Consider the following 8225-nt stretch of genomic DNA (forward strand, 5'->3'; position numbering starts at 1 on the left):
CCACGGGAGGGGGCGCACTCTGTCACCGAGCTGACGGTCGCGTCCAAGCGAAAGGGGAGTGGGAAGGCGGCGTGCATGCCCGCCTGCTCCACGGCCGGTCAGGTGGCGCCTGTGCCCGGCTGCGTTGCCGCATCCCACACATGCGGACAGCTTGAGAGGCGCCATGGAAACCAACTCCGAAAAAGAAGTCCTGTTCAACCCCGGCTGCGAGTCGGTCGTGGACGATGAAGAGCGTCGTCGTCTGCTCTGGCTCATGGCCGAGTACTTCCGGACCATCGGGTACTCCGACATCAAGGCCCGGCTCCCAGGCTTCATGCCGCCGCCCGTGCTGTCCGGCACCATCGAGGATCACCGACCCGACTTCACCTGCCGCCAGTCCGACTCCGCGCGCACCCCCATCATCCTGGAGATCGTCACCCCGGGCATGGTGGATGATCCGACGGCGGAGAACCGCTGGAGCCTGCTGGCGAGCGCCGCGAAGCTCTACAACGCGGAGCTGCACTTCGTGGTGCCCAAGTGGTCAGCCCAGGGGCCCGTCGATCCGGCCCTCAAGCGCCGCCTCTCCCGCATGGAGCTGACGGTCAACCGCGTCTGGACGGTGTAGTCGCGAGCTTCGGCATCGGTTTCGGGCCTGGATTGCTGGCGTGTTTCGCTGCGTTATAGTGACTCGGATTTCCAACGCAGCGTAGAAACGCCAGCAATTTCCAGGGGTTCGATTCGATGGCAGCGGCCACAGGGCAGAAGCGCGACTACTACGAGGTCCTGGGCGTCCAGAAGACCGTTTCGGCGCAGGACCTGAAGAGCGCGTTCCGCAAGGTCGCGTTGCAGTACCACCCGGACCGGAATCCCGGGAACGCGGAAGCCGAGGACAAGTTCAAGGAGGCCTCGGAAGCCTACGAGGTCCTGAGCGATCCGGAGCGCCGCCAGAAGTACGACCGCTTTGGCCACGCGGGCAACCCCTTCGGGGATGCGGGCGGCGGCTTCCAGGGCGTCAACATCAACGACATCTTCGGGGAGATCTTCGGAGACATCTTCGGGGGAGCGGGCGGCGGTCGGGGCCGGCGGCAGACGAGCCGTGGCGCGGACCTGCGCTACAACCTGGAGATCTCCTTCGAGGAGGCGGCGTTCGGCTGCCGTCCGAAGGTCACCATCCCCCGTCCCAAGAAGTGCGACACCTGCACCGGCTCCGGCAGCAAGAGCGGCGCCGCGCCCCGGCAGTGCGCGGCGTGCGGCGGCAGCGGGGAGCTGCGCTACACGCAGGGCTTCTTCGCGGTGTCCCGGCCGTGCGCGGACTGCGGCGGCACGGGCGCGACCATCCCGGATCCGTGCGCGAAGTGCCGGGGCTCCGGGAAGATTCCGTCGGAAGAGGTCATCGAGGTCGCCATCCCGGGCGGCGTGGACAACGGCACGCGCGTGCGGCTGGGCGGCATGGGTGAGCCGGGAGACCGGGGCGGCCCGCCGGGCGACCTGTACGTGACGGTCATCGTGCGCGAGCACCCGCTCTTCCAGCGCGAGGAGTACGAGGTCTTCTGCGAGGTGCCGGTGTCCTTCACGCAGGCGGCGCTGGGCGCGAAGATCGACGTGCCCACGCTGGACGGCAAGGTGAAGATGACCATTCCGCAGGGCACCCAGTCCGGCAAGGTGTTCCGCCTGCGCGGCAAGGGCATCCCGCACCTGCACAGCCAGCAGCGCGGGGATCAGCACGTGCGCGTCATCATCGAAACGCCCACGGAGCTGAGCTCGAAGCAGCGCGAGCTGCTGGAGCGCTTCGCGGAGGTGTCCGGCGAGGAGACCCATCCGCAGTCGAAGACCTTCTTCGACAAGGTGAAGGAACTCTTCGGCTAGGCCGCAGTCCAGGCGTGTACTCCGGGCCGCGCGCGGGTGCGGTCCGGAAGCCACATGCGGGTGAGGACGCACGGGGTGCACTGAAGCGGACGTTCCGGGGGAATCATCCCTCCGCTCAAGTGTCGACGGAGCCTCACCCGCGCTGCTATGCCACCCGCCATGGAAGTCCTCTCCGCATCGCGCCGTGCGCTCATCGCCGCGCTGGCCCTGTCGTTGACCGCCTGTCCCAAGGCGCCCTCCCGGACCGATGGCAGGGACACATCCGTGGACGAGCCCTCAGGCCGCCCCCGCGTGGAGGTGAAGGCGGACGCGACCGCTGACGCCGCGCTCGCGCAGGCCCGCGCCGAGTCCCAGGCCAACCCGGACAAGAAGAAGGCCGCGGAGGCGTACCTGGCCGTGCGCAAGGCGTACCCCGCCACCACCGCCGGCCAGGACGCGCTCTATAACGCGGGCGTCCTCTACTTCGAGGCGAAGGACTACGCCAACGCGCGCAGGACCTTCAACGAGCTCATCTTCGAGAACCCCCTCTACGACCAGGCCGAGGACGCCAAGCACAAGATGGCCCTCTCCGCGATGGAGGTGGGCGCCTACCGCGACGCGTACCAGACCCTCACCAGCCTGGCCGAGCGTGCGGAGGGCGCCAAGAAAGAGCAGCTGCTGAAGGAGGCGGCGCGCGCGGCGGAGGGCGCGGGCCTGTACTCGCAGGCGCTCTCCACGGCGGTGAAGGAAGCCGGTGACGCCCAGACGCCGGAGGACCGGGCCGCCGCGGTGAAGAAGGTGGAGCAGCTGGTGGAGGGCCGCGCGGACTTCATCGACGTCGCGCGCGCGCAGGAGGGGCTGTCCTCCTCCAACCCCGCGTGGCCGGTGCTCCAGTTCAAGCTGGCGCGCATCTACTACCACCTGCGGGACTGGACCCGCCTGGAGGAGACGCTCCAGCGCTTCCTGCGCGAGGCCCCGGACAGCAGCTTCGCGCCGCAGGCGAAGGAACTCCTGGCGCGCGCCACCCGCCGCGTGGAGGTGCGTCCGCGCACCGTGGCGGTGCTCTTGCCCATGACGGGCCGCTACCAGCCCATCGGTGAGGCGGTGCTGCGCGGCGTGAAGCTGGGCCTGCAGGGCAGCGACATCGAACTGGTGGTGAAGGACACGCAGGGCGACGTCAACAAGACGGGCCAGGCGATGGAGCAGCTCGCGTTCGACGACGGCGCCATCGCGGCGCTGGGGCCGCTGCTGGTGGATGACACCAAGCGCGCGGCGCTGCTGGCGGAGGAACTCCAGGTGCCGCTGCTGACGCTGAGCCGTCAGGAGGGCATCACGGACATTGGCCCGTACGTCTTCCGCAACATGCTGACGAACTCCGCGCAGGCGCGCGCCATCGCGGACTACGCGATGAACGTGAAGGGCCTCAAGAAGTTCGCGGTGCTCTACCCGAACATCCCCTACGGCGTGGAGCTGGCGAACGAGTTCTGGGACGAGGTCGTGGCGCGCGGTGGCGCGGTGCGCGGCGCGGAGGCGTACACGCACGACCAGACCACGTTCACCAGCGAGGCCAAGCGCCTCGTCGGCCGCTACTACCTGGAGGACCGCGGCGACTGGGCGGAGGCCGTGCGCGACGTGCAGGGGGAGAACATCACGGACGCGTACCGCCGCCGCAAGGCGATGGAGAAGGCGAGAAGCGGCGTGGAGCCCATCGTCGACTTCGAGGGCCTCTTCATCCCGGACGACTGGCGCCGGGTGAGCCTGGTGACGCCCGCGCTCGCGGTGGAGGACATCGTCACCAACGCGTGCGACCCGCGCGACCTGGAGCGCATCCGCAAGACGACGGGCAAGAAGGACCTGAAGACCGTCACGCTCTTCGGCACCAACCAGTGGAGCAGCCCCAAGGGCCGCTCGGGGCTGCCGGAGCTGCTGGAGCGCGGCGGCAAGTTCGTCACCTGCTCGGTGTACGTGGACGGCTTCTTCGTGGACTCGCAGCGGCCGGCCACGCAGAAGTTCGTGAAGTCCTACCGCGATGCGTACAAGGAAGGCGGCGGGCGCGACCCCGGCCTGCTGGAGGCCATCGGCTACGACTCGGCGCGCATCGTGCGCCAGGTGCTGGAGAAGCAGCGGCCCAACACGCGCGCGGCGATGCGCGAGGCCATGGCGGGGCTGAAGGACTTCGACGGCGCCACCGGCCGCACCTCGTTCAACGACAAGCGGGAAGCCGACAAGCAGCTGTTCCTGCTGTCGGTGGACAACAAGGGCGTCAACGAGATCAACGTCGACAAGGAGAAGGCCGCCGTCCGCGGCTCGGGTTCATGAGCCCGCGCACCGGGGGCTTCCTCCTCGCGGGCCTGCTGGCCTGTGGGCTTACGGGCTGCGCGCATGGCCCCACGGGCGTCACGCCGGACACGCTGTCCCAGCTGGAGTCCACGCCGGGCGGCTACCTCTCCGGCCCCGTCGCGGGCTTCGACGGGTCGCCCACCGTCCTCAACCGCAAGGACTTCATCTGGGCGCTGGACTTCGCGCCCAGGGGCGGACGCGTCGCGTACACGCGCCTGGGCCTCAAGGCGTACCACGTCTCCGTGTGGGGCCTGGACGCGCGGGCCCCGAAGCCTGGAGAGGCTCCGGTGTTGTTGTCGGATCCGGAGGTCAACGGGCAGCAGTTCGACCTGGAGGGCGTGGCCTTCTCGCCGGACGGCGCGCTGGTGGCCACGGTGAGCCGCAGCGGCGCGGTGCAGCTGTTCGACGCGGCGACGGGCGCTCCCAAGGGGACGCTCGCCACCGAGGAGCCGCTGGTGTCGGTGGCCTTCCACCCGGATGGCCGGTGGCTGGTGGTGGGCAGCGCGCAGGGGCTGGTGTCGGTGCTGTCGGTGCCGGGGCTCGCGTTCGGCGCGGAGTCGCGGCTGCACGTGGGGCCGGTGAGCGCGTTGGCCTTCGGCCCGGACGGGACGCTGTACTCGGGCGGCTGGGACGGCCACGTGCGCGTGTCGGACACGCCGGAGCAGTCCTTCAAGCCGGACGTGGCGCGCACGCACTTCGAGCGCCGGAGCGGCTTCGCGGTGGTGCAGGGCAGCGTGGACGGTGGGCCTCCGGTGGTGCTGGCGCTGGACTCGCGCTCGCCGGTGGTGGTGCTGACCACGGCGGCGGCGACGGCGTCCGGCATCGACGTGGCGTTCCTGAAGGAGACCCTCACCGTGCCCGGCGCGCTGGGCAACACGGTGGCGCGGGTGGCGCGCGGACGCACGCTGCGCTTCAAGGCGCTCACGCTGTCGGGCCTGGACGTCGCGGTGTGTGACGCGTGCGTGCCCCAGGGCAGCCAGGGCGTGCTGGGCGCGCCCTTCAGCGACCGCGTGGACGCGCTCTTCGACGAGACGACGGCGGAGGCCATCTTCACGCTCAAGGGCGGCGCGCCGGAAGGCGCGGCGTCGGTGGTGGCGCGAGGGCTCAAGCCGCGCTCGGACTTCACCTTCCCGGCGCACGTCAACGACGTCACCGTGGACGCGCGCGGCCAGCGGCTGGGCGTGGCCTTCAGCGCGGAGCTGGCGGAGCGCAACCGCACCGTCTACGAGCGCGAGCGCAAGGGCATCGAGGAACCGCAAGGGCCGTGGAACGCGGGCGCGCTGGTGGACGCGGGCTCAGGGCAGGTGCTGCGCAAGTGGGAGGTGCACCACGGCGTGGTGTCCTCCGCGGCCATCTCCCCGGACGGGCGCTCGCTGGCGTCGGGTGGCTGGGACAAGCGCGTGTACCTCTTCACGGAGGCGGAGTCGCAGCCGCGGGGCCAGCTGGAGTTCGGCTGGTCCGTGCGGCGCGTGCGCTTCGCTCCGGACGGGCGCCGCGTGGGCGTGGCCGCGTGGACGCCGCAGAAGGCCACCGGGAACCAGGACAGTGACCCGGCGGCGGTGCTCGTCGGCGTGCGCTTCGCGTCGCCCCGCGTGGAGACGCGCGCGGCCCCGGCTCCGGCGGCCCCGGCTCCGGCGGCTCAGTAGTTGAGGAACACGGCGCTTCGCGGCACGCCGCGCAGGCGCAGTTGGTCCATCACGCCCTGCACCATCTCCGCGGGGCCGCACACGAAGGCGATGGCGTTCTCCAGGGGCTCCTCGCCCAGGTGCGTCTGCACGTAGCCGGTGAGCCCCTGCCAGCCGCTGGCGCCGGGCCGGCTCACGGTGCGCACCACGCGCACGTCGCCGGCCTGCCACCGCTCCAGCTCGCCCGCGTACGCGAAGCTGCCCGGGGTGCGCGCGCCGAAGTACAGCGTCACCTGTCCGTACGCGGCGCGCTCCTGGTGCACGCTGGCGATGACGGGGCGGATGGCGGAGATGCCGGAGCCGCTGGCGAACAGCAGCAGGTCACGGCCGCGCGCCTTCTGCATGGGGAAGCCCGGGCCCTCCGGACGGGTCACCTCCACGGGCGTGCCGGTGGGCAGGTTCAGGAGGGCCGAGGGCAGCGCGCCGTCGTCCTTGAGGAGGAACTCCCAGTGCCTGCCGTGGGGGGCGGGCGGCGAGGCGATGGCGAAGATGCCCGGCGCCTGGCCAGGGAGGCGCAGGCGCACGTACTGCCCGGGGTGCAGGTGGGCGCCCACGAGGGGACCGTCGCCAAGGTCGAGCACCAGGTCGGTGAGGCCATCCGCGGCGGGGGCGCGGGCGGTGACGGTGGCGGTGTGCCAGTCGCTCATGGGGGCTTTCTAACCGGTCCTCCTGACACGTGCCCACCCTGGTAGAGTCCGGCGCGTGAAGACCGTGTTCTGGCTTGTCATGTTCCTCGTCGGCCTGGCCGGCGTGGTGATTCCGCTCACGTACCTGTACACGGCCAGCAAGCTGCCGCGTCTGGAGAGCGAATTCGACGTCGAGAGCCAGCTGCGCCACCGCATCGAAGGCGACCGGATGAGCGTCATGGTCGGCCGCATGGACCAGGGTGGGAAGGACCGCGCGTCGGTGGCCTTCACGCGGCCCGACTTCTCGCGGATGCCCAAGGACCTGGTGGCGCTCTACATCCGGCAGATGGACTGCCCCACCTACTTCCAGACGCCGCGCGAGGACGGACGCGCGTGGGCCTGGCGCCTGTTCGTCGGCGTGACGGTGGGCAGCTCGCCTCCGGGCGACGGGGCCTGCGAGCGGCGGCTGGCGATGCGCATCGCGCGGGAGATTGGCGTCGAGGGCAAGCTGGCGCTGTCGGTGGCGGCGCACCGGCTGCACGCCTTCTTCCAGAAGGACCAGCTCATCGCCTACGAGCTGTCCACGCTGCGCTTCGAGCGCGGTGTCATCGGCGTGGAGGACGCGGCGCGCAAGCTCTTCGGCCGCGACCTGGGGGAGCTGCAGCTGTCGGAGCTGGCGGAGCTCCAGCTCGCGCTGCCGCCCTACGGCTATTACGGCGACCTGAAGGCGTGCAAGAACGCGGGCCTCATCCGGCAGAACCGCGACATGCTGTTGCAGGACCTGGCGGGGTACGCGCTGGTGAGCGAGGAGCGCGCGCGCAACGCCATCGCGCAGCCGGTGGCGTGCCTGTCGGTGAAGTAGGCCCCAGCTCCGGTGTCCGGTGTCCGGTGCCCTTCAGCGCCGCACCTCCGCGGGCACCTGGACCAGCCACCCCACCTCCAGTGCGGCCCACAGGCCCAGCAGGATGGCCTCCGCGGCGTCGTGGCGCAGGGACGTGGGGCGCGGCGCGTGGGACCAGTCGATGACCCGCCGCGCGAGTCCGTCCGCGGCGTCCTTCGCCTGGGGGCCGCTGCGCTGTTCGCGCGCGTAGAGCAGGCGGGAGCGCCAGTCCTCCGCGGCCACGCGCAGCACGGGCAGGGCGCGGCGGAGGGCCTCCCGCTCCCAGACGTCGGCGATGGGGCCACCGCCCTCCAGCACGAGCCACGCGAGCGGTGAGGCGTCGTGGAGCACGGAGGGCACCGCGCGCTTGAGCCGCGCGTGCGTGCCGAAGTTCTGCGAGCGGTACCAGTGCAGCCGGCCGTCCGCGCCGAAGCGCGCGAGCCCGGAGCGCAGCCCCAGGTCCACCGCGAGCAGCGCAGGGCCCGGGAGCGCGGTCATGGGGCGGGGCAGGGCGGCTACTTGAGCTCGCTCTCCTTGAACTCGTGGAGGTCCTTGCGGATGCGGGCCCGGTCCTGGGCCGTTGAGTCCTCGGCCTCCAGTTGGAGCTGGTAGAGGTACCCGCCGAACTTCTTCCGGGTCGCGTCGGAGAGGCTCGTGTCGTTCTTCACCTTCGTCGCGACCGAGCGGATCTCCTTGAGCAGGATCTCCTCGCTCAGGGACTCCGGCTTGCTGGCGCGGGGCGTGTCCTGGGCAGGCGGCTTCTGCGCGGTCCTGACGACGGGAGGCCTCACCGGCTCCGGCTCCACGGCGGCCACGGCCTCGGGCGGCTCCTGCGCGGGCGCCGCGGCGACCGGGGGCGGAGGCTCGGGG

At 71.2% G+C, this 8225-nt stretch carries 8 protein-coding genes; 5 read left to right on the top strand and 3 right to left on the bottom strand.

What is annotated here, in order from left to right; translation table 11 throughout:
• Positions 1–163: 163 nt before the first annotated feature.
• The 4 genes from D7X12_RS36090 (at position 164) to D7X12_RS36105 (ending at position 5810) form a co-directional block, all read left to right on the top strand.
• Positions 164–604, top strand: coding sequence for a hypothetical protein (locus tag D7X12_RS36090; protein ID WP_120608640.1), 441 nt, complete (start codon positions 164–166; stop codon positions 602–604).
• Between the two features lie 116 nt (positions 605–720).
• Entirely contained in the window at positions 721–1845 is a 1125-nt protein-coding gene (gene dnaJ / locus D7X12_RS36095; RefSeq protein ID WP_120629749.1) for a molecular chaperone DnaJ, read from the top strand.
• A gap of 159 nt (positions 1846–2004) precedes the next feature.
• Positions 2005–4143, top strand: a complete 2139-nt coding sequence (locus D7X12_RS36100) for a penicillin-binding protein activator (RefSeq protein WP_120629750.1) — start codon at positions 2005–2007, stop codon at positions 4141–4143.
• On the top strand, positions 4140–5810 hold the full coding sequence (locus D7X12_RS36105; protein ID WP_120629751.1) for an aspartyl protease family protein: 1671 nt from the start codon (positions 4140–4142) through the stop codon (positions 5808–5810). The genes D7X12_RS36100 and D7X12_RS36105 overlap by 4 nt, the downstream gene beginning before the upstream one ends.
• On the opposite strand, the gene D7X12_RS36110 is transcribed toward D7X12_RS36105, so the two are convergent.
• Complete coding sequence (locus D7X12_RS36110; RefSeq protein WP_120629752.1) at positions 5804–6496, bottom strand: ferredoxin reductase domain-containing protein; 693 nt, start codon at positions 6494–6496, stop codon at positions 5804–5806. The two genes, D7X12_RS36105 and D7X12_RS36110, sit on opposite strands and share 7 nt — an antisense overlap.
• 55 nt (positions 6497–6551) lie before the next feature.
• Between D7X12_RS36110 and D7X12_RS36115 the strand changes: the two genes are divergently transcribed.
• On the top strand, positions 6552–7337 hold the full coding sequence (locus D7X12_RS36115) for a transglycosylase domain-containing protein (protein ID WP_120629753.1): 786 nt from the start codon (positions 6552–6554) through the stop codon (positions 7335–7337).
• A 33-nt stretch (positions 7338–7370) separates the two neighbouring features.
• On the opposite strand, the gene D7X12_RS36120 is transcribed toward D7X12_RS36115, so the two are convergent.
• Positions 7371–7853, bottom strand: a complete 483-nt coding sequence (locus D7X12_RS36120; RefSeq protein WP_120629754.1) for a hypothetical protein — start codon at positions 7851–7853, stop codon at positions 7371–7373.
• 17 nt (positions 7854–7870) lie between these two features.
• Positions 7871–8225 (bottom strand): hypothetical protein (locus D7X12_RS43190; RefSeq protein ID WP_208719504.1); only part of this gene is annotated, 355 nt, incomplete at its 5' end.

This window comes from Corallococcus sicarius, assembly GCF_003611735.1.
Taxonomy (GTDB): domain Bacteria; phylum Myxococcota; class Myxococcia; order Myxococcales; family Myxococcaceae; genus Corallococcus; species Corallococcus sicarius.